The organism is Flammeovirga sp. MY04 (assembly GCF_001682195.2).
Classification (GTDB): domain Bacteria; phylum Bacteroidota; class Bacteroidia; order Cytophagales; family Flammeovirgaceae; genus Flammeovirga; species Flammeovirga yaeyamensis.
This window is the reverse complement of record NZ_CP003561.2, coordinates 370748-394554: the sequence shown is the minus strand read 5'-3', so window position 1 is coordinate 394554 and position 23807 is coordinate 370748. Positions and strand designations below refer to the sequence as shown.

The 23807-nt window shown below is 35.5% G+C and carries 12 protein-coding genes; 1 reads left to right on the top strand and 11 read right to left on the bottom strand.

Annotated features, from left to right (window positions below; genetic code table 11):
• Positions 1-460: 460 nt before the first annotated feature.
• On the bottom strand, positions 461-1282 hold the full coding sequence (locus MY04_RS21515) for a GNAT family N-acetyltransferase (RefSeq protein ID WP_066214175.1): 822 nt from the start codon (positions 1280-1282) through the stop codon (positions 461-463).
• A gap of 18 nt (positions 1283-1300) precedes the next feature.
• Positions 1301-2332 carry a hypothetical protein gene (locus tag MY04_RS21510; protein ID WP_066214172.1) on the bottom strand — a complete coding sequence of 344 codons (1032 nt, stop codon included), beginning with the start codon at positions 2330-2332 and terminating at the stop codon, positions 1301-1303.
• A gap of 362 nt (positions 2333-2694) precedes the next feature.
• Between MY04_RS21510 and MY04_RS21505 the strand changes: the two genes are divergently transcribed.
• Positions 2695-3039, top strand: coding sequence for a hypothetical protein (locus tag MY04_RS21505; RefSeq protein ID WP_066214169.1), 345 nt, complete (start codon positions 2695-2697; stop codon positions 3037-3039).
• A gap of 55 nt (positions 3040-3094) precedes the next feature.
• Here the strand turns inward: MY04_RS21505 and MY04_RS21500 are convergent, their stop codons facing one another.
• The 9 genes from MY04_RS21500 to MY04_RS21460 form a co-directional block, all read right to left on the bottom strand.
• The gene (locus tag MY04_RS21500; RefSeq protein ID WP_158297832.1) at positions 3095-4984 is read right to left on the bottom strand and encodes a hypothetical protein; all 1890 of its coding nucleotides are present in this window, start codon (positions 4982-4984) and stop codon (positions 3095-3097) included.
• Between the two features lie 44 nt (positions 4985-5028).
• Entirely contained in the window at positions 5029-5697 is a 669-nt protein-coding gene (locus tag MY04_RS21495; RefSeq protein ID WP_158297831.1) for a T9SS type A sorting domain-containing protein, read from the bottom strand.
• Between the two features lies 1 nt (position 5698).
• Positions 5699-8617 (bottom strand): hypothetical protein, encoded by a 2919-nt coding sequence (locus tag MY04_RS21490; RefSeq protein WP_158297830.1) that lies wholly within the window; start codon positions 8615-8617, stop codon positions 5699-5701.
• A gap of 181 nt (positions 8618-8798) precedes the next feature.
• Complete coding sequence (locus MY04_RS21485) at positions 8799-10628, bottom strand: alpha-1,3-galactosidase-related protein (RefSeq protein WP_066214157.1); 1830 nt, start codon at positions 10626-10628, stop codon at positions 8799-8801.
• Between the two features lie 21 nt (positions 10629-10649).
• A complete protein-coding gene (locus tag MY04_RS21480) occupies positions 10650-13013 on the bottom strand; it encodes a glycoside hydrolase family 2 TIM barrel-domain containing protein (RefSeq protein WP_205960547.1) in 2364 nt (787 codons plus the stop codon).
• 186 nt (positions 13014-13199) lie between these two features.
• Entirely contained in the window at positions 13200-15404 is a 2205-nt protein-coding gene (locus tag MY04_RS21475) for a hypothetical protein (RefSeq protein ID WP_066214151.1), read from the bottom strand.
• A gap of 2 nt (positions 15405-15406) precedes the next feature.
• Positions 15407-17239: a RagB/SusD family nutrient uptake outer membrane protein gene (locus MY04_RS21470; RefSeq protein ID WP_066214148.1), complete on the bottom strand. Its 1833-nt coding sequence runs from the start codon at positions 17237-17239 to the stop codon at positions 15407-15409.
• Positions 17240-17250: 11 nt separating this feature from the next.
• Positions 17251-20352, bottom strand: a complete 3102-nt coding sequence (locus MY04_RS21465) for a SusC/RagA family TonB-linked outer membrane protein (RefSeq protein ID WP_066214145.1) — start codon at positions 20350-20352, stop codon at positions 17251-17253.
• Positions 20353-20849: 497 nt separating this feature from the next.
• Complete coding sequence (locus MY04_RS21460; protein WP_066214141.1) at positions 20850-23660, bottom strand: hypothetical protein; 2811 nt, start codon at positions 23658-23660, stop codon at positions 20850-20852.
• Between the last annotated feature and the right edge of the window lie 147 nt (positions 23661-23807).

Here is a 23807-nt window from a genome sequence, read left to right as displayed (position 1 = left end):
TACATTAATAAGAAAATAATGTTGTCGACTATTTTTCTTCACGTGAAATCTTTTGAGGATTAATTCTGTATTTGACATCATCAAAAGTATAGAACTATAAATCACATGGTCCAAAATAAATGCATAATCACTTTTGTGAAAGCCAATGTAAGTTGAAGTGATAATGGCAAAAAGTGGAAAGATATGAATTATCAACAAACTAAAATTTTGCCTCACGAATAAAAAAATGACGCCAAATAATAATAGAAACTGTTCGACTAACATCATTTTTAAATAACCAAAATCCGGATCATCAATAGAAAGATGGAAGTATGAACCACCAAATAACGCATCAATTAGTTCATATTGGCTATTTGTAACGCTTAATAGTTTAAATAAAAATAAGATGAACAGAAAAGGCAAATAGCTCTTTTGATATATGTTTCTTTTGAATGTTATCACTCCGATAAATTTATAAAATTTAAAATTCCAACTCCATCTCAAATTGGTCAATAGTATTTTCAAATCCCAATAAATTGATGTACTCCATCTTATCTGTTAAAAGAGTATCTACATTGATAATTTTCACTTCCGCTTCAACATGCCCAATAGCTTTAAATAATCGTTCCCAAGCTTCTTTTGCCGTATTGAATACATCAAATTGTGCCAATAATTTTTTCTCTGGATGAATAATGAAATAACCTTCAGCAACATTATTATGCATTACTTCATAAAGATCAAAAGAATCTCTTAGGATGGTTTCTTTCTGAAAATCCCATGAATAATATTCTTGATGAGGTAATTTACTCCAATCGTACTTGTGGGTTGGAATTTTCTTTATATCGACCTCCGACTTACTATCTGATGATAAATTGGCAGCATAACATTTGTACTCTTTTCGAATCTTGAAACCAACACCTTTGTAAGCAAGCACAGCTTTATCGTTATTTATGATCACTTCGAGAATACTCTTTTGGATACCGTTCTTTTTAAGATCTGCTAAAGCATAATCATAAATCGATTTTACAATTCTTTGTCCTCTATATGCTGGAATCACACCTGTACCAGTATTGAATGCGGTTCGTATTCCAAACCTTTCATCTATAGCATGAATGATAAATCCTACTAGCTTTTCATCATCAAACATGCCATAGGAGAGATTGAAATCTACTCCAGCAGCTTCCCATCTTTTTTGATAATATTCAATGTCGGTTGGCATTTTTACAAAGTAATCGTCGAATGCTTTTAAGAAGCAATCAATCAGTTCATTAAAGAGAATTTGGTTTAGTTTTTTTACTTGCATTTGGTTGGTTTTAATAATTTAATCAAGCTTAATTATTTTATTTTTTATTCCAAATAACTTTCTTTTAGTTAAAACTAAATAAGAAGTATTTGGTATTATTGTTAGTTTAATTATTTCGCCAGAATAATTATCATTATACTCTATAAGACTACTATCCAGAACATTATCATTAAAAAACATAGTCTTATTAAGCTCTTTAAGTAAATTACTTTTTATTTTTAAAACACCTAATCCCTTAGAACGATGAGCAATATATAATTCATCTTTATTCAAAATGAAATCATTAAAAAAAGTATTTTCATAATTTGATAAAATGAAATATTTCTTAAGGTTATAATCAGAATAAATAGTCAGATGTTCATTATGGGTCATATTGATATTCCAAGATGTGGAATATAAACCTAAATAATCTTTAGTTATTCTTGCTTTGTGAATATTTTCACTTGGGTTATTTACATTGAGCTTTTTATAATATGAAAAACTAGGCTCATTATTAAATTTTAATTCGTAATACAATATATATTTAGGGGATACTAAATTATCAATAGCAATCAATAAATTATCATGAACAACTATATCATCTATTGCTTTTCCATGTATCATCACTTCCTTAGGTATATCCAACTCAGACCATTCATTGCTTTTTAAATTATACTGTATCAAAACAGCTCCATCAATAGCTTTCGGTTCCATTTTTATCCCTCCTATAAAAAGCCTTTCTTCATTAAGTATTAAAGAATATGCTTTTATTTTAAACGGAATTGAAAGCTTTATCTCCTTTAATGAGTTGATATCAATTATTTGAAGTTGATTATTATCAATATCAATAATCGCTACTTTATCTTTTTGATTAGTTGTATAAATAGAGTTTTCAGCAGTTTTAAAAATATGGATTCTATTAATTTTACTATTTAGAAATGAATTAATAGATATCTTATTGTTGTTCTCTGGTAGAAGAAAATACTTACCCTCATTTATTCCATTTTGTCCAAAAACAGGGAATATTAAAAAGAAAACAATAATGTGTAATATAAGTTTTGAAACGTTCATTTGTTTAAGTTTATGAATAGTTAGTATTGAATTTCTTATCAACTCTAGTAGCTCATAACCGATGGGTTGAAACCCATCTTTAAATATATAATTTCAAAACGACTTTTTAGTTAATTATATAGTATTAATAAAACTAGTTATTTGCTTATTTCTTTCTCGGGGTTTAAACCCTCGATTTCAATATTGAAAAGAATATTATTAACTTATTTGATTTACGATCCTACCATAAACTTTAATAATAGATTAGTTTTTCGTTTGGCCTTCATTTTTCCTAAAACTTAACTGGTTTCATAATATAAGAATTGAAGTAAGTAATTTTATTTCTATTTTTAGCATCAAAAACATTTATTCAAACTATTACAATGGCAAACATTTCATCATGGAACTTCACCAAAATCTCTTTCTACTTTCTAGGGATAATGACCATCATTCAGATATTATTAGCGGTAATACTCATAGTTGAAATATTCAATACTTTAGAACAAGCCGGAGATATTAGTCCAACAATAATAGGTGGAGCAACAAATATTTTTTTTTCGATCTTTAGTATTCCTGTGATTATCAATTTGATATTCTCCCTCATTGGTGTTTACCAAAAGAATAATAAAAGAATTCTTAACCTAATATGTAGTTTTTTATATCCTATTCTTATCACAATTCCATTTTCACTTTTAGTAAGTTTTACGCCGTTATTATTGAAAATGTAAAAAGGCTGAACCTAATAAAGATTCAACCTTTTAATAATCTATATTTAACCACTAGTTACTGACTCACTTCACTCTGCTCCAAAACAAATCCCTCTTCTTCGGTTTCTTCGATCGGCTCAAAAAGGTTTATATCCCCATGTTTATTCTGGTTTGTGATATACATTTTGAGCCATATGTTATACTCCATGTCGTCCATAAAACTTTTTACGGATTTGAGGTATTTGGTTTCTATAGTATTATTTAGGGATGAAAACTTTTTGCTATCGTATCCAAACTGAAGGAAGTTAGCATATGCTTTTTCGTATTTCGCTTTATCTAATTCTTCCCACTTTTTCATACTATTCTCGCTTACAATAAATCGATTAAGAATATCTTTTTTCTTGTAATCAGAGACTTTTTGAAAAAGAGAATTCACACATTCTACATCCATATTAGAATAGAGGTAAGTTATTCCATCAACGTTTTGGGGAGAAAAAGTAATCGCCTTACTAGTTGTGTAGGATATCACCTCTTTACCATATCTTTTTAAGGCTACATTTACGGTTCCTTCTGTCATAGGTATTCTAAAAGTATTGAGTCCTTTTTCTGCTTTTCCTAATCGTTTACCATTTACATAAACCTCTCCTACTTCATTTAACACACTCACTACTTCTATGCTATCTTCGGTTGCATCTGGGTAATAAGAATCGTCGAAACGTACTTCTACATCAAAATTTTTATTACACTTCGATGGATAAGACTTATAAGCAGTGAGTAGTAACTCATTTTCTAAGAACTCACCTTTGTTTAACCAAATATTTTTGTAATACTTTAATAATAATCCATATCCAAAACCGTGGTGAACTTCTGGAGCAATATGAGTGGCATTATTGTAATGATTCCATGAATCGATTCGAATTAAATCTGCATCATTATCAATGGCTAATTCTAAGAGTTTTCTATACCCTTCTGAAAGGTTTAGGTTCTGATATAATAGGTAAATATCAGAAAGTTTTAGGGTTTTAGATAACTCACTTTTTCCTTTTACTTTTTGATCGGTCGACTTTACAATCATCTGAGAACTAAACTTATCTGGAGTTGCCGAACAGACAAAACCTTTCTTTTTTTCCTTACAAATGGATTTTAAAATATCCGCTCCTTTCTTATTTAGAATTTGATGTTTCGTTATACTGATGGCATCAAAATAGTCGAGTACCTCTCTATTATAATCTTCATGATAAGGTAATTTGGTTTCATAAACAAAAGAAATGGGGTGATTAATATGTTTACTTAGTTCATGATATTGATGATAAATTTTCTCTACCAAACCTTCTATTGTTGCTAGTTCCTTTGTTTTTACATTAATAGATTCATCCAAAATACCTTCTGAGATCGTCGTAAATAAGACAATCTGATTATTCGAATTTCTCAACCACTTTTCCGAAAAACTAGTGTTAGAATAGATATTTAAAAGAATACGCTCCAATTTAAGCATCAATTCATCTTCAGAAAGCTGTTTTGGGTTTCTTCTTAAATTGATTTTTAAGGCAAAAGAAAAATCCATCTTCTTCTTCTCTGCCAAGTTTACATATTGAACAATGGTTTGAGAAAGTCGATCTAAATAATAGGGATTTGCACTCATCAAAAGGGGAAACTCGAATCCATCTATCCCCATAGATTGGGCCATTTTCATATCCAATTCTAATGCCTGATCAGTCTCCAATGCTGGCGACATTAATGGTAAAAGTGGCTGATAGGTTCTGTATTTACCATTCAATTCGTTTTCCTTTGCTCCAAGTAAGAATTGGTATTTCAAACCTTTCAAGTAACCTATATCCTTACTCATATTTAGAATAGGATTACTAATCGCCATGACCTTTTTCTCTTTAAAATAGTTAGGATTTTGCGAATATAAAGAAGCACTCATCATCAAGATAATGAGTAAAAAAGAAGTAGTTATTTTCATTTCAAATAAAGTTTTTTGGTTCTGATAATTATGAAGTTGTTCAATCAATTCAGTACTACTTTTCTCACCTGAATACTGTTGTCTTTCATTAATAATTTAATGATATAGATCCCTTTCTGATTGTCCTTAAAATTTAATTGTTTAACGGCTGTGTCGTATTGTTTTTTCTGAATGCCCATCGCATCAAAAACATATACCGATTGAATATTTTCTCCCTGTATATTTACTATTCCTTGCGTAGGGTTAGGATAAATGACCACCCTATTCATTTTTTCTTCAATGTTAGTGATATCCCCTATTTTTAGAATATTGATATCTCCTATATAAAAGTCGGATTTAGTCTCTTTATCACGATCAAAAGGAAGAAAGAAACCCATGGAAGCCTGATCAATACCATCATCAAATGTGACTTCTTGAGTAAGCGTCACCCAACGTCCAGCATCCACATCAGATATATCAAAAGGAATGGAATGCCATGGATTGGAAAGCTGAAAGAAGAACTCTTTTTGAGAGTTTTTACTGGCGATAAACACCTCAATACTGATACTATATTCCCCTTCATCCAAATGCTCTATCAATACATCGTCACTTTGAATTGCCGTCGAACTTAACACCTCAGAAAGTGTATCTGATAATGCCACATATTGATGTGCAAGAACTAAATTTGATAGACAGACCAATAGTGTTGTTATGTATAATTGCACCCTTTTCATCTTATAATTCATTTTGAAGTTCCACATCTAAAAATCTAAATGTACCACAAGGTATGTCTACTTCTGTGGCCTCTTCGCTAATCGAAATTGATTGTCCAGACAATACATCTGTAATTTTCACAGGAGTTACTGATCCAAATCGAAGCACAGCTACTTTGTCGCTTGGATTAATATATCCTCCATCAATTAGCGTTAAACGGATGTGTTTAGGCGCCGATTGAGCAGCTACCCATGCGACTTCACCTTCGACAGTCACGGGAATAAGTTTGGCCTTTTCTTCCAATTCTTCCTTCATCAGTTCAGAATAACTCGACGCTTTATAGGCATTATTTCCATCGGCTGAATAGAAGTATTCTCCATCAGAAATGTATTCCGTTAGAATATCTTTATACAATGGATGAAGATGATTTTTTAGATATCCCCTTGGTAATTCATTGGGAACAAAATGTTCATTTTGGGGAGGTGTTATCATCACAATGCCATTTTGATAATTGGGCAAGAAATGAAGTCTTCTGTCTTTTACTCCAGCGGCAAAATTAGAGAAGTCCCAAGGGTTCGTTGGCGATGCCGGCCAAGAACCATTTAATCGATCAAACAGTTTGTCTGAGTTTTCGTCATAGGTCTCGTCAAACCATGTGAGCCACTTTACCTTATTACCATCTTTTATGTAATTATCTGTGGGGTTGACAATGCTTAAATGCACTGGCGAAAAACTCACAATCTCCTCTCTTTTTGGAACGAAAATCACTCCTCTTTCTACCATTTCCCAAAGTACACTCATGTATTCCTGGTCTACAGCAAAATTGTTTAAATATCTTGCTCCACAAGAGATATTGTACACCATTTGTCGTAAGAAATGATTGGGTAACATCTGATGCGATTTTTGTCTTAATCGCAAGAAACTAGGATTATCTCGGGCACTTCTTGCTCCCCAATTATCAAATACTCCGGACGCCCACAAGCCCATTCTAGAAGCTACGGAAAGTTCCATGGTCTTATCTGTGGTTTCCTCCATAGAAGGAACAAATACCTCGGCATATTCTCCATTCAGCACTCTTTCCCAAATAGGTTTGTGTACAATTCCCGACCAGAATAAATGCTTGTTTCTTAAGTAAATCGTCAGGTTTTTATCTCTTCCATAGTCAGCCATCGGAAGCAACAAATCAGTTAATACAAAAGAGAACTCGTCGGTGGTGCTTTCTAATTCGGGGTAGATTAAATTCATCCTTTTACCATTACTTGCATCGAGCAACTTCTTTTTGGTTTCTACACTATAATAGTACGGATCGTTACCGTGTCCACCCCAAGAATTTATCCCTACTCCTTCGCTATAATAAGGGGTCAATTTATCCAAGACTTCCTGTTGAGTAAGTGAATAGTTTTTACGACCATCCCTCTTGTTCTTGTACGTCTCGTTCTCCATCTCGCTTCTATCCCAATTTTCCACTTTTGGCATGTGGATGTTGGCATAAAACTGTGCACCATAAGAATTACTATTCATCGCATCGATATAGGGTGCAGTGATGTCGTCTTTGGTATCCGACATAAAGAAAGTTTCTAAAGGAACACGCTCATAATTTGGTCGTTGAAAAGCCAATACTTGTTCTCTTACTTTACTCGTATTGTTAATCAGTTTTTTGATGTTTCCTGATGGTACAAATTCTTCAAATTCATCAGCCCACTCATCATTACTTAAGTCGATAACATGTATACAAGAACCACCACTTTGGGCACTCGCCAAGATCAATTTATTTGATGTTCGATCCTGATAAAAGTCGTTGAACGCATAACTATTGGCTAAGATTTCCTTTTCTCCATTCTCCCAAAAATCTTTAGAGAATAAGAAAATTCTAGACCCAAATAACGTCATGTATTTCTTTTCTCCTTTATAATCTAACACATCAGGAGCTACGATACGATAACCAAATCGATCGAACTCCTTTCCATAATCAGGGAAATAAATTTGGTTGTAAGTCTTATCAGAAAGATCATAGACCATCAATTGAGAATCTGTTACAGAGGTCGACGTTCCCATCATCACTTGTATCTTACCGTCCATGTTTACCACTTGTAAACCACCAACGGGTTTTCTCATTTCTGGATCAATAATTTCGTATGGCTGATCAGCGAAAGGTTCAAATAGATATATCGTACCATCTGCGGCGTTCCCATTGAAAGCACTTTGCACCAACAATTTCTCATCATTGTATTGGTCGTAAAACTTTTTGATGTGATTGTTGACATGCTTATTCCCTTGTGGAATATCTCCCGATCCCCAAGCTTTATCGATAGAATATGAAGAGTTTTTGATTTCCTTAATTAAATTCCCTTCATGATCGATGTAAAATAGACTTAACTCGAAACCGCCAGTAACGGCGTATTTCTTCCCTTCGTAATTCACTACAGATACGGAAAACAAAGGCACTTCTGTTTTCTTAAACGTCCATAATGTTTTTCCATCTGTATCTACACAGAAAAGAGAACCGTCGGCATTGGCACAAAGGATTTCGTCGTTCCCGTTTCCGGTAATATCTTCACACCAAATATCATTGTTCATAAAACCAGAAAGCGGGTTCTTCCAAAGGATGTTTCCATTGTAGTCCATTCCCATTAACTGACCATCATAATCACTACCAATAATGATGTTCTGATCACCTTTCTTTGCAGTTCTAACCAGTAAAATAGTGCTTGCCGTTTCTATGCTGTAAATGTACTTGTATTTCGGCTTGGAGAAAGCCGTTATTTTAAGTGCATCCTTAGTGTTGGCTGGATCGGATTGAATAGCCCAAATGTTCTCTTGATCAGATGTCCATTGTGATGTATTTCTATCAAATTGATAATCAAAAGTTGATTGTGCATGTATGCAGCACATATTTGATAGGAGTAGATAGAGAAAGAATAAAGTAAAGTTTAATTTCATTCCTTATAAGTTTATTTCAAATCATTTCTTGAGATAAAGATCACTTTCGGGAAAGAATTATATGTATTAAGGAATACTTCTTTTGTGCCTCTATGTTTTTGTATGAAAAAAGGGGTAGATCACCGACCTACCCCTTTCTTATAACCTCGAATTTAGTTAAAATTAAATCTAATATCTTTAATTACTTTTGTGAGAATTTAGTTGAGTTTTTGATGCCACTGTTATTTTTAATTTTTAATGTCTTTTTCGATTTTTCGTCGGCTTTAAAACCTAATCTTTCATCTCCCTCGTAGGTATTGTTCGATACCTCTACTCTGCTACAATTATCGAATTCGAACTGTGCTCTATCTGGGAATAATGGTGTTAATTCCGTTGTTTGATAGATTTTATTTCCTTTAATAAGTAGATCCGCAGCTCTGTCTGCTCTTACAATTCTAGCGTCGAATGTTCTAATCGTATTATTTATAAACTTGATACCGTGATCATAATCCTCTGTGGTTGAATAGTCCTTACCTAAACGTGGTGTAATCCACATAACTGCGTGTTCTTTACCTGCATTAGCACAATTAGTAAATTCGTTATTCTGAATCAACACATCTTTTACTGCACCCGACTCGTACCAGTAAAACGACTCTCCTCTAAAGAGAATAGACGACATCATCGAAGATAATTTGTTGTTCTCGATCACCGTTTTTAATGGACTTTTCAATACAATGTTTCTAGCTCTGTGATTTTGAATCACACAACCTCTCATGGTAAATACTGGGTTGTATGTTTTATTTTCCAACAAGTCCCCTGCCTTCAATTCAGCTGGCAATTTTTCATCAAATGTGATGTTTGAAAAAGTAGAGTTAATGTATTCTACCTTCGCTACTGTGCTCACTCCTTTTCTTGATGGTGATGGTGCATGGATAAACCAAATTTCATCTCCTTTTTCAGTAAACTCAAAACCTGTTTGTTGGAAGTGAGCCAATTTCACACGTACTGTATGATCATCCACTACTTCATCTACAACCACATAAGTACCGTGAACATTCGTACCGTCGTCTAACATGTTTTCGAAACGGCAATTTTCTACCAAAATATCGCCTTTTACATTACAGAAATGTGTTGCATCTGCAAGAGATGAAACGACTCTGTTTGTTCCTTCTTTTAAATACACCCCACTATTGATGATGGAAACATTCTCACATTTTTCTGCTAAATAACCCATCCCGATTGCATGATGAACTACCGTATTATCGAAGTGAAGGTCTTTAGAGTTGATCATGTGGAAAGCCGGTGCGTATCTGTTCTCTCCTTTCTTTCCTTTTGAATGAAGAATAGAACCTACTGGTGCAAAGTACTTTTGTTTCTCATAGATTTTTAAATTACCGTTGCTCAAACGTTCTACTTTTGTTGGAATAGAAGTTTGATCGTGGGCTCCATGGCTAATGTTTTTAGTTACAGGATCAAATGGTAGAGAAGAACCTAAACAAGAAAAGCTAAACTCGTCGATTTCTGGGAAGACAATTCTTTGGCCTTTCAATTTCCATGAGAATCCATCTGTAAACGGTTTTACGATTCTCCATCCTTCTTCTTCGTTTACTTCGATAATCTCGGCTTGGAAAGAGAAAGGAATGTCCCAATCGATTTGAAATCCTTCTACCTTTACGTTTTCACAATTATCAAAACGGAAAGGCATCATCTGACCGTGGAAAATGAAGTCCGAACCATTTCCTTTGATCGTTAAATTTTTAAATCCATTAAAATGGAAAGCAATTCTTTTCACCCCATTTTCGTGGTTGGTCACAAAACACTCTTGTTCGTATGCCAAGTCCGGTTTGAAAAGGTATTCGCCTTTTTCAAAAACTACAGTTAAGTCGTTTTTAGAAGCTTTTTCTAATGCTTGTCTAATTTCGTAAGTCCTGTCTCCCGCTTTAGGAGTGAATGTAATTACCTCACCTGCATAACCGCTAAAAGTGATAAAAAGTAATCCGATTAAGGACCAAAGTTGATTAATATTTTTCATAGGAATACTGTTTTATTTGTACTACTTCAATAACTGAAGCGTACCTTCCAATCCATTTTTTGATGTTGCTTTAATGTCGATGTTTTTGTCAAGAGAATTTACTCTAATAACAGCAGTACCGATACCTGCTTCAGCTTTGATTTCTTGGTTGTTCATCAACTCGATATCTCCTGTTAATTGAACATCCATTTTCTCGTTGAATTTCTCTACAACTGTACCGTTCGCATCCACTACTTTTAGATACACAAATACAATATCATTCTGATTTCCAGAAACCTCTACACCACTTTTATCCAATGCTACCTCGATCTTAACCGCTTTACCTGGAGTTCTCACCATGTCTTCAGTCACCACTTTGCCATTAATTTTACCTACTGCTTTTAAGGTACCCGCAGTAAATTGTTTTAAGTTAAAAGTGATTGGAGGAAACTCTAAATGCTCAGAAATTTTATCTTTCGTTGGTTTCTTCGTTTCTATCAATTGATCGTTAAGATACAACGCTACCTCCTCACAATTGCTATAGACTTTAAGGTCCAAAGGAGAATCTTCTTGCCAATAAGTAGCCAACTTCACCATCGCTGGGTATTGTTCTGATACTGGTCGCTGAGATTGGTAGAAGTAATAAGCGAACTTAGGAATTCTATAAATGTCCATCAGACCAGACAATTCTAAATCTTTGTGGTAACCACGAGTGTAATCGTACATTACCCAATAGCTATCCGCAAATGCAGAAGTTGTTTTGTTATCGTTAAATGCTTCTTGCACGTTGTAAGCCTGATTTAAAAGTCGTGCTTCACCAAATGCTCTTGCTTGTCTACTACTTGTTTCGTAACGCTCACTCTTCGGCATTTTATCCTGATTCAGACCGGCATTATTCGAGTAATATTCCCAATCGCCATACTCAGAAACGGCATACGGTTTTTCTGTAATACCTGTATCTTTATGCATAATTTTATGCTGACGTGCTTGTAGGAAAATGTCCCAACCTTCGGCCATCCAACCTGCAGTGAAACATTGGTCGCCAGGATATTCTTCGTGTGCTATGGCTGATAGTTTTTCTCTAAACTCCAAAGGCATATTTTTTGTCTCATTCAGCGAAACTTCCCATGCCATAACACAAGCATGATTTCTATCTCTTCTCACCAAATCTCTTGATGCATTGAACATCTGATTTCTAAACGCCTCTGTCTCGTTATAGTATTGCCATCCTAAAATCGCATCCAAAACTACTAGACCTAAAGAGTCACAAGCGTGCATAAAAGAAGGAGAGTGTGGATAGTGTGATAATCTTACAAAATCGAAACCCGCATTCTTAATTTTAATAGCATCTCTTACCTGAGCATTGTCCGACAAAGCGTAACCAACATAAGGATACTCCTGATGTCTGTTGACTCCTCTCATGAACTGCTCCTCTCCATTCATAAAGAATTTCGTTCCTTTGAACTCCATTCTACGAATACCAATAGTTGTTTCTTCTTGATCGACTAATTGATTCTTATCATAAATCTTAGTGACTAATTTGTATAAGTTGGGCGAATCTACCGACCATAATAAAGGCTTCTTAATTTCTAAACTTACCTCATTGGTTTGATCTTGTCCCTTAGCTAATGTCAACTTACTCGCCTTCGACTTCTTGATCACTTTGTTGTTTCTTACCAACTCATGCACCACTTTCACATCAGAAGAACGATCGTTTGCGTTTCTAATATGCGTCTTGATATTGACTACCGCTTTCTCTTTTGAAGCTTCCGGGTAAGTCACAAAGATTCCACCACCTGCTACTTTGTTTTCCAAAATAGGATGAGTGATGTGTACTTTATTTTTAGAGATCAACCAAGCATTTCTATACAAGCCACCATACATATTAAAGTCCAAACGCTTTAATGGTTTTGGGCCTGTCACCTCGTTGTCTGTATTGTCTAGACGAACAACAATAGTGTTAGGGGCATCGAATTTAGCGACCGATGTAATATCAAATACTACGGGCAAGTAACCGCCTTGATGTTCCTTGATTAATTGACCATTCACCCAAACTTGCGAATAGTTCATGGCTGCTTCCAGCTCGATGATAATCTTCTTATCAGTTAATGTTTTATCTAATTGGAATTGTTTTCTATACCATGCGATCCCCTGCCATTGATCGTTTACTGGAAGAGGTTCGATGTTCGTGGTATGCGGAAGTTTAACAGACTCCCATTTAGAGTCGTCGAAGTTTGCTTTAAGTACTTCAGTTTCATTTATAGAAACGGGGCTAATTTCTCTCTGGAATTTCCAGTTATCATTAAAGTTTACTTTGTCGGCAGCAAATGTCTGTTGCAGCGTCATCATGAAAATAAACTGAATGATAAAATTTATTTTAAAGATTCTCATAAATAATGTTTTCATTTCGATACCTCAAAATTAGAGCATAGGTGTTGTAGGGGTGTGCTTTTGCATAAAATAGATGTCTTTTTTTATAAAGTTTATTAATGCAGACATTTAGAAATCAATTGATAATGAACTTATTAAGAGATTATAAAAAAGGTTGCCCTATTTTTATAAGACAACCTTTCTATTTATCAAGTACTTCGGTTAAGGTCTTGCCTCGTAAAGCGTCATACTGATATCATCCAAATAGAATGTGATCGGATCCGTATCAGATACTCCGGCTAGGTCACCTTTTTGGATCATAATCGTCAATTGCTGATTAGTGACTAAATCACCTGCAGAAATCATATCAATTGTGATATCTTCCCATTGATCTCTAGTCACGCCTGCTGTCGATACCTGAGTAACATTCGCTGTTGGCGATTGGAATCTCACTACCAATCCATCTGTAAATGGACTTCCTGTAGGAATATATATTTTAAAGCTGATGCGGATTGGATCGTTCTCCTTAAATGTATTTCCAAAGTCAAATACATTAATTTGAGTTGTCAAACGGTCTCTTGTATCATTTAAGAAATCTTTGTTAGGAGCATCGAAACTCATAGAGTAATTTCCTGAAAAGGCTTTATCTGTTGTTCTTATATAATAATTTGTTCCTTGATAGAACCATCCGTCTGCTTCCTCCGGTTTGCCATCTTTATCGATTTCAAATCCAGCACGATCAGCATCCAAGATACTTTCTTTACCATATAAGATGACCGATTCTTGAGCGAAGTCTTCTAAACTTGCTCCTGCTTCAGAAATAATGGCATTGTTGGCCTGACCAGTATAAGCTACAGTAATTTGATCTGAATTGTAGATTTCATCCACCAATCGGATCTCTACTTTCTTACTGTTGATATCGCTTACAGAAACAGAAGCAATATCAAATACTGTTTCTGCTAATCCAGATGCTGAGTTGCTAACTTTTACTTCAAAGCTTTGCTTCGCTAGATCTTGATCTACAATGGCCTGTAAGTTTTCTGATACATTAAATGTGATCAGTTTATCGTAAACACCTACCGCTGCCGTTGCGTTTCTTTCTGAAGTAATATCACCTTCTTTGAAGGTAGGACGTTGCTCAATTTCCACTTTAACTTTTAGAGGAATCACTTTAGAATCTGTACTTTCTTCAATGCCAGAAGCATTATCTTTTTCTCTATCGATTTGGAAAGTACCTACTTTAAAATATTCATCACCTGATGTCAAATCGTTGTATGCTACATAAGAAACAGAGTCGGTAGCAGTAGTACCATCATATAAATTCCATGTTCTAGAAACTTTAGAATAATCTACGATACCTCGGTAAGAAACATCGACTAACTTTAATTGATCTCCTTTTTCTACCACTATTTCAGCCCAAGTGCTTTCGTCTTCTGAAGGCTGATCTGTACTACCTACTTTTAAGATTAACTCATCGCCTTTGTATACTTCATAGGCTGCACGGATATCTGATACTTCGGGAGTTAATAATAATGGTAATTTTAATGTCTCCGAAGCAGCTATTTGATCAGGCTTTAATCGCTCTGATGACATAGCTCCAGCATTAGTGGACTTCGTTGACAACATCTGTAATTCAACAACTGATGAATTTTCAGCATCAGTATATACCTCATCTTCATAAAAATTGATGATTTCTGAGTTTTGAGGGAAAGTCCAAGTTCTAGTTTCTGGTCTACCTATTGTCGTCAAATCTCTGTAAATGATACTCTCTCCAACTGGAACGGTCAATGATGGCCAAGTAGAATTGTCTGAAGGGTCGTAAGTGATTCCTTCTTCATCATCACCTAAATAGATAAGATCTTGAGTGACTCTTGCCAATACTTCTCCATCGTATTCGATTTGCATTTCTGGTTCCAATGGAGCGAATACATTTACATAGAAAGTGGTATCAATTACCCACATTCCATCATCACCTAGGTGCGCTTCTAACGTATCAGGAATTTCGTTTCCAGCTTCATCTACTCTATTCCCTTTACCGATATATGTTACAGGGTGGTAATACGTATTATGAAGTCTCACACCTTGAAAACCTGCTTCTGTGAACAATACATTAATACTATGAGAAGTGGAAACTCTATCTAGATCTGGTAAAATATGGTTTCTTAAATCTTCTCCTTTTTGGTATTCCGATCCGATAAAGTAATTACCACTATCAAGTACCCACTCATGAGAATTCACTCCCTGAGATAAGTCTAAAAACGACATGGCTTCACCTGTATTTCTCACAAAATTAGAATGTGCAAAACCACCTGCTTCTGTGTACCATGATACATCTGACCATGATGGTATTTCTTCTTCTTCTTTATTACATCCAATAACAGTGATTAGAAGTAAAAAGATAAACGATATATTTTTAGTTAACTTCATTGTTATTGTCCAAGATTAGGGTTTGATATAATTTCCTCAAGTGGTAACGGTAAATAATCGTGTAATTGAGGGATGTAGTTCATAGAAGCATCCTCACAGTCTACAATTCGAATACTTGTGGTTACTTCACCCTCTACATAAGGGAACAATTCTGCTTTGTTTCTTCTTACAGTATTTCCTTCAGAATCTTCGAAAGTGAAGCGTTCTGTTTTATAAGCATCATCCTTTAAGAAATCAAATCTTGATGCAATGATTCCCCATCTTCTCATATCGATCCAACGAATTGAGTGCCCTTCAGCTGATAACTCCAATGGTTTTTCTACGTACATCAAGTGGTTCCAAACGTCTTCCGATGTGTATGTTTTCTCATCGTAATCGTGGGCTGTATCACCATTTGATGGACCGATTAACTGTAAGCCCCAACGCTTACGAATAGTATTGATCAATTCAATTGCTCTTGAAGTATTTCCGGTTGCTAAATAACATTCAGCAAGGTTCAAATAAGCTTCAGACAATCTGTTCACACATACATTTTTACCAGAATAGTAAGCACCTTTTGGTAAGTTATTTTCTGATGTAATGATGTCGTGATTCGTGTATTTCTTAAAGTAAGCGAACTCGTATTTACCGAAAGTCACTGCTTCTGGCGTCATTAACGATCTGTAGTAAGGAGTATTAATATCGTTTACTAAACTGATCATAGCCGATGCTCTTAGAGAAACCTCTCTTTCTACTAAAATATCGTTACCTTCTTCATCTACATCAAACACAAAGTTTCTAACATCTTTCGTATCTTTCACTTCCGTTTTGTAAGCATAAGACAACCAAGCATTTGGTGTTAATATTCTTTGTCCACCCTGAGAACCTGGTGCTGTAAACCTTGCCCAACGGTTACTTGGCGATTGCTCATCCCAACGATCCATTTCTGGTTTTAAGTTATCGTCGTAGACAATTTCGAAGATTGATTCCTTGTTAAACTGACCTGCTCTTGTAAAGAAAATACTGGCATCCTGTTCTAATTGATAAGGATACTCACCTGAGAAAATTAATTCTTCGTAGTATTTCTTCGCCATATCATAATCTGGATTAAATTCGTCTCCATCAATATGTGCTGGCGACTCCAATAAATACAAATTACCCAAGAACATGGCTGCAATACCTTTGTTCATTCTACCTGCTGCCAATTCTTGCTCAGCTTCATTGGCTAATCTTCCTGGAAGGTTTTCGTAAGCATACTCAAAATCCTCTAAAATGAATGCTCTTACTTCTGCTTTTGAAGAAACTGGAATATTGAAATCTTCCAATGTAACCGGTACTTTATCTCTAATGATTACTCGACCATTATTAAATGACTGATACAAGTAAAAGTGGAAAATACCTCTTAGCATTCTTGCTTGTGCCATTTGAGAAATCCAGTTTGGATCTTCATTTTGATCGGCAAGAGGACCATTTAATCCTTCGATTAACTGATTCGCTCTGAATACTCCTTTGTATAAAGCATCCCATTTCTTATTGATCTCTACTTGAGAGTTAGTAAACGTTTTAAAGTACCAAGGTTCTCCTTGCTTATAAAACTGTGGTCTACCTTGTGAATGTGAAGGGTAACCTTCGTCTGTTCTCCAAGCCTCTTGTACAATATTTAAATTGTAATGATTTAATAAAGAAGAATAAGCTGCCGTTAATACCTTATCCGATTCCGTTAGATTCTTAAAATAATCTTCTACCGGCTTAGCGTTCGGGTTGGTTTCGTTCAATTGATCTGCACACCCTACAGAAAAGAAGGATACTATCAAAAACCAACCTATATTTCTATATGTTCTATTTAATAAATTCATTTCAGTGGTTTTTAGAAGTTTAATTTAAATCCAGTTAAGTACAATGCTGAGATAGGGTAGTTACCTTTATCCAAACCTCTAGAAGACACTCCATTACCTGCTGCTTCAGGATCGTAACCTGTGTAATTCGTAATCGTTAATGGGTTCTGAGCAGAGACAAATAGTCTACAATTCGCCATACCCAATTTTTTCAATACTGTTTGAGGTAAAGTATATCCTATTTGAATATTCTTTAATCTCAAATACGATCCGTCTTCCAACCATAAATCTGTATAACCTCTAAAGTTATCGTGCTCTTTTGTTGTTCCTCTATACGCTGGTACATCAGAATTAGGGTTAGCTCTGTTCCAAGTATTTACTTGATCTGCATGTCTACCTTCTGAATAAGCCATGGCCATTGAACCGTTCATTACACTGTGTCCGATTGCAGCATACCAATGCATCATAAAATCGAAGTTTTTCCAGGTAAGGTTCAGGATTAAGCCTGTTTCAAAATCAGAGAAACCTGATCCCATATACACTCTATCAGCATCTGTAATCTGACCATCACCATCGGTGTCTAAGTAGATCAAATCGCCCAATCTAGCATCTGGCTTAATCTTTTGATACTCTCTTAATTGTTCATCAGATTTAACTACTCCATCCGTTTTGTACAAGAAGAAAGCACCCGCTTCGTATCCTTGTGAAAAGGCTGTAATTTTAGAAGTAGAAGAGGCTCCAGAAATTAAACCATTGTCTGTTGTATAAATAAACTCTTCTGTATTTAAGCTTGTAATCTCGTTAATGTTCTTTGTGAATGTACCTGTAACCGTCCAATTCACTCCTCCTGTTTTCCCTTTAAATGTACCAGCTAATTCTACACCTTTATTGACCATGTTACCAATGTTCATCGTCATTTTAGAATCCGCTCCTGTTCCTGCTCCACCCGATGGAGGTAATTGAACTGGGAATAACATATCGGATTTTTGCGTATGGTATAAATCGGCATTCAAGATGAACTTGTTACCCATGAAACCTAAATCGATACCAATGTTATTTTGGATAGATGTTTCCCACTGTACATTTCCGTTAGCAAAACTTTGTTGTGCCGCCCCAAAGTATAGCGTTGGAAAACCACCTGAACCGAATGGATAATCCATACCATTTTGAATCGTTGCTTTATCTGTATAAGGCAAGAAACTTTGTCCACCTACCTGACCGTGAGATGCACGAATCTTAAAATTGTTATTCACACGTGAGAAGCTTTCCCAAAATTCTTCTTCTGCAATGTTCCACGCCGCCGATGCTGATGGGAAAAATTTCCATTTTTTACCTTCTGCGAATTTTGAGTTACCGTTGTAGTTACCCGAAACGGAAAACATGTAACGGCTATCGTAATCGTAAGTAATACGACCTAAAGTACCGATAATATTGTAAGTATAGTTATAACCTGATGTTGCCGATGCTGCTAAAGCTGCACCATTTAAAACACGAATAGAGTTATCTACAATACCCGTTCTTTCTGCAAAGAAACTTTCTCTTGAATGTGTTTCGTTCGATACACCCAAAATACCTGAGATCTTATGTTTACCTAATTTTTTCACATAAGACAAACGACCATCGATGGAGAAACTCGTACGACGAATAGATTCGTTGTTGACATATGAATTGGCAGGATCAGATTGTAAGATACCGTTTTCATCATAGTTTTCGATAAACGGCTTAAACCTTACTCTAAATTCATTGACCGAGTTCAAACCAATATTCGATTGGATTTTCAACCCTTCAATAATTTCGTAACCTAAACTTAAGTTGGCTTGTGCTCTTTCTCTTTTGGTCTCATCTTCCTGACGCATCGCCTCTAACACGTTATTGGTGGTGTTCCAACCACTCTCGTCTACGATGATATCTGATGTTAAATCTAATACCGGTTTATACGGCGCATAACGGATTGTTTGCGTCAGTAAGTTACTAGATGTTCTTGCCAAATTTTCTGATGTAATACCGATAGATGAACTAATATGCCATTTATCTTTTTTATAGTTCATACCCGCACGACCGTTAAATCTTGAGAATCCTGAATTGATCAGAGAACCTTTATCGTCGTAGTAACCTGCAGTTACATTATAAGTTAAACCTTTAGATCCACCATTTACCCCTAAGTTGTAGCTCTGTGTTGGTTGATTATCTAAAATCACAACATCAGAAAGGTTAGTATCATTACTAAAGAAAGCTGGATTTCTAGGGATAGGTAAGTTAGTAGAGTTATCCCAATCGTTTGCACCTCTATTTCTTTCTTTCACTTGATCAAAGTACACCTGCTGTTGAGTGTTCATTAAATCAATTCCAGAAACAATATTTTTCACACCAAAAGAACCGTCAATACTTACACTTAGTTTTCCTTCTTGTCCTTTTTTGGTGGTAATCAAAATCACACCGTTTGCTCCTCTAGTACCATAAATAGCACAAGAGGCCAAATCTTTTAAGATGTCCATCGATTGAATCTCCGACGGTGCTAATCTTGGGTTTTCGTTTTGTGGAATACCATCCACTACATATAAAGGTTCTGTAGCCCCTGCCATGTCTGATACAGTACTAACACCACGAATTTGTATTACAGCGTCCGCACCTGGGGAACCACTCGTAGATACATTTACACCTGCAATTTGTCCCTGAAGTGCATTAGATACATCTCCAGTCACAAAGTTTGAGAAAGATTCGTTAGAAACGTGAGCCACTGCACCAGATACTTCTTTTTTCTTTTGTTCACCATAACCAATGGCAACTACCTCGTCTAATAATTGAACATCAGTCTTTAGTACTACATCAATAACCGTTTGAGTTGATAGTTTTACAGTTTGGGTTTCCATACCAATGAAACTGAATTCCAATGTCTCTCCGGATTCAGCCATTAATTCATAATTACCACGAAAGTCTGTAATCGTACCTTGGTTAGTACCAAGAATCCTTACGTTTACACCCGGTAATTCCATCTTATCATCTTCACTAATAACTTTACCCTTAATTTTTAGAGTTTGTCCAAAAGAGTTAAATGATAGTATAAGAAGCGAAAATAATAGTACAGATGATTTACAATATTTAATCACTTTGAAAACAGTATTCGTCTGTTCCATACGTTTTAGATAAATTAAGTGTTAATCCATTTCATAAATTTTTGCAGATTTCTCTGCGACCCCGCCTAGCTATACTTTTTCTATTTCATTTCAATAAGTTTAATTTTTTAAAAAGTGTATTTGATGTCATCGCATACAAGCGAATTGAACAGTTGTTTTTGTTTTGATAAATCAAATGTATCTCACTTTCAAAAAATCAGTGTATTTGACAATATAAAGTGTGTATCTATGAGGATAAATGTGCCTAGCGGTATAAAAAATGAAGTTATTTAGTCACTTATCATTAAAAAAAATGCTTTGCTATTTACGCTTCAAAGGTAATAAAATTGATGGGCGTTTGCAGATTTAAAGCGTTAAATAAATATATTTGATAGTGATTTGGGTGTCTGTTTTGGGGATGGGTATAAAAAGAGGTGATATCAAAAACTCTTGGTATAGGCTTAGCCCACCCAACTTTTTGATATCACCTCAATTATTAACTTATTTCTGATTACCTCCTACAAAGGCACACTCAACTCAATATCAAGAAATCTGAAAAGACCACAAGGTATTTCCACTTCCATATTTTTATCTGAGTAATCTATTTCTTCCTTAGAAACCACGTCCTTCACACCTTTCACCTCAATAGAATTGAAAGTGATTTTTGCTTTTCGATCGTCGGGATTAATATACCCATTATCCACCAACGTTAGTCGAATATGATTTGGTGCAGTTTGAACGGCTACCCAAGCAACATCACCAGATACATTGATAGGAATTTGCTTGCTTCCTTCCTGAATGGCTTTTTCTACATTTTTATAGTAGGTATCTGCTGCAAAAGTTTGCTTTCCATCTGCAGATAAATAGTCTTTACCATTGGTGATGAATTCCTTCGTGATGTTTTTGTACAATGGATGAAGATGGTCTTCTAATTTTCCCCTTGAGGCTTTTTTATCGGCATACACACCACTTTGAGGTGGAGTGATTAGTACCATTCCGTTTTCGAACTTCGGTAAAAAGTCTAAGCGTCTCTCTTTAGATCCTGATGCATAAGCAGAGAAATCATATGCTGTTACAGGTGCCGCAGGCCATGAACCATTCAAACGAGAGAATACCATCTTACGATTATCTTCTCTCTCTTTATCGTAGAAAGTCGTCCACTTCACGTTGTTTCCTTCATCTAAAAAGTCTTTATCCGGAGTTGTCATACTTAAGTGAACCGGGTTGAAACTTACGATCTCCGATTTCTTAGGAACATAAATTACACCTTTGTCGACCATCTCGTACAGCACACTAAAGTATTTCTGATCTACATGGAAATTATTTAAATACTGTGCTCCACTTGCTATATTGTACACCATCATTCTTAACATGTGGTTCGGAACCGTCTGACTAGAGAACTGTCTTTGTCTATAATAACTTGTGTTGTCTCTTGCTGCTCTTGCTCCCCAGCTATCCGTGGCTCCACTCGCCCAAATACCCATTTTACCTGAGTAACTCAAGTCCATCGACTTATCTGTAGTTTCCTCCATAGAAGGCACAAAAATCGATGAGTATTCTCCAGAAACTAATCCGTTCCACATCGGAAGGTAGATAATCGAATGCCAGAAAGCGTGTTTAGTCCTTACATAAATATTAGCATTCTTTCCCTTTGCATAATCGGCCAATGGATATAAGAAGTTGTCCATTACATAAGCGAAGTTCTGATCATAATGCTCCAATTCTGGGAAGATCATGACTGTCTTTTTATCCCCTCCTGCATCAAGAATTTTCTTTTCTGTTTCCAAGCTGATCATCATTGGGTCGTTACCATGTCCACCCCAATAACTGATGCCATATTCGTTTTTATAGTTAGGAACAAGAATATCCAAAACATCTTGTTGAGATAAAGAATATGTTTTTCTTCTATCGCGCTTTTCAGTATACACCTTATTACCAAAGTCGGTACGGTCCCAATTCTCTACTTTCGGCATGTGCTGACTCTTCAAAAAATACGGCGATCTGTTCTGCTTCTTCAATTTGCCGATAATTTCTTCGTTTCCGTCTGTGATCTTCTCTGTCATGAAAAAGACATCTTGTCCTTTTCCTTCCCACTTCGGTTTTTCGAAAGACTGAATAGTTGATCTAAAGTCGGCAGTATTCTTTAATAACTTAGATAATTTTCCTTTCGGCTCTAAGTTTTTGTACCCTTTCTCCCATGAAGGATTATCTAGATGAAGAATATGAATACAGCTACCTCCACTTTGTGCACTTGCTAAAATGATGTTACCTGTAGAGGTATCTTTCCACATATTGTTGTAAGCATATTTTGTTTGCAACACCTCTGCAGTTTGGGTATTGTACTTCGCATCTTGCAAAATGATGTTATTCCCTACCAAGGTGAAAAACTTAGACTCTTTGCCCAACAACACTAAGTCGGTTTGAGCAACACGGTAACCGTAGTTTTTAAGTTCCTTTCTGAAATTTTTTCTGAAAGAATGAGAAATCACTTCCTTACTTTCTAAATTCACTTCAGTAATTTGTCCTTTCTCTAGCATTCCAGAAGAACCCAAAGACAACTCGTTTACACCATCATTATTGGCATCGACTACTCTAAGATCACCAACCGTACCTTTTGTTCCAAGACTGAATTTCTTGAATGGAGTGGTCGCATCTGCCTTAAATAAGTAGATCGAACCTGTAGAATTATTTTGATTGTGCATACCGTGAACCACCAAAATCTCTTCTCCATTAGTGTATTTAGCAGGACGTAAGAAGTTAGCCACATGAGAAGTTGAACTAGGAATTCTTTTGTCCTTCATTTTCGTACGTGGTTTTTCCAACGAATAGTCGTCTGCAAAAATGGTTTGGATTAATTTTCCTTTTGGAGAAAGGTAATAGAGGTATCTGTCCATACCGCCAATCACAATATATTTACCTTCGGCACCATTCATTGCGGTAACCGATAAAAGAGGTGTCTCTTCGGCTTTGTATTTCCACAATAGATCGCCTTTATGGTTTAATACATATAGGTGTCCATCGGCATTGGCTGCTAAGATTTCGTCGTTGCCATCGTTATTAATGTCGTCGCACCACAGATCGTGATTGGCATATCCTGATAATGGATGATCCCATAGTTTTTTACCTTTTGCATCAAAAATGAGAATTCTACCTTCATAACTATTGGCTACGATATAGTTCTTCTTTTTGAAATTGGCATTACGAACATGCGTAATTGTATAATCGGTATCTATACTAGTTATCCCCTGTTTCTGAGCCCAAGCGCTCGTACTCATCAAAAACAAGGTGATGAAACCGATGAGTTTACATAAAGAGTTGAATTTCTTCATAATGATTCATTTTTTCATTTCACTTAGGCAAATGTAGCTGACCATCATTTTTTAGAGGTCTTCTTGTATCAGTACTTTGTATCTGTACGTGTGGGCACAAATTGACACCGCATAGATAACAAACCTACTTTATTGTTTATCTGATAG